This window comes from Mycolicibacterium sp. XJ1819, from assembly GCF_053483675.1.
The window spans coordinates 1-953 of sequence record NZ_JBEFST010000046.1 but is presented as its reverse complement, the minus strand read 5'-3'; the positions used below and the strand labels follow the sequence as shown (position 1 = coordinate 953).

The window sequence follows — 953 nt, the reverse complement described above, 5'->3', positions numbered from 1 at the left end:
GCGGACCGCCAAAGGAATCAGTTACAGATCCCTTCCTGACACCTCCGGAGGCATTTGAGAAGGACTAACTCGATCTATATCAGCTGAGTTCCACCAGCACCGGGGCGTGATCGCTCGGCGCTCCGATCCGGTCCTTTCCGCCCTTGCGTTCGTCGCGCACGATCTCCGCGTGGGTGACACGGTGGGCGAAAGCCGGCGAGCCGAGGATGAAGTCGATGCGCATGCCGCGGTTCTTCGGGAACCGCAACTGGGTGTAATCCCAGTAGGTGTAGACGCCGGGACCGGGTGTGAAAGGCCTTACCACGTCGGTGAACCCCGCCTCGACCACCGCGTTGAACGCCGCGCGCTCGGGTTCGGTGACGTGGGTGGAGTGCTGGTAGAACTCGACGCTCCACACATCGTCGTCGGTGGGAGCGATGTTCCAGTCGCCGGTCAGTGCGATCTGGGCCGAAGGATCGTCGGATAGCCATCTCCCGGCTGTGTTACGCAACGCCGCAAGCCATTCCAGCTTGTAGGCGTAGTGCGGTGAACCAACGGTCCGGCCGTTGGGCACATACAGGCTCCACACCTGTACCCCGTCACAGGTGGCACCGAGCGCCCGCGCCTCGGCGGCCGCCTCCACCTCGGGTTTGTCACTCCACGTGGGTTGTCCGTCGAAACCGACCTGCACGTCGTCAATGCCGATGCGCGAGGCGATGGCCACTCCGTTCCACTGGTTGAACCCGCAGTGCACCACCTCGTAGCCGGCCGCCGCGAACGGCATCGTGGGGAACTGTTCGTCGGAGCACTTGGTCTCCTGCATCGCCAGCACGTCGACGTCGCCCATTTCGAGCCAGTCGACGACACGCTCGACGCGTGCCCGGATGGAGTTGACGTTCCACGTGGCCAGGCGCATGGGTGCGAGCGTACGGAAGACAGTTGTGCCCCCCGCTCGCGCATATTTGGTGAGTCAA

1 protein-coding gene is annotated in these 953 nt (G+C 63.8%); it reads right to left on the bottom strand.

Translation table 11 applies throughout. From position 1 onward, the window contains the following. Positions 1 to 79: 79 nt before the first annotated feature. Entirely contained in the window at positions 80 to 895 is an 816-nt protein-coding gene (locus ABQE89_RS26235) for an exodeoxyribonuclease III (protein WP_448422155.1), read from the bottom strand. Between the last annotated feature and the right edge of the window lie 58 nt (positions 896 to 953).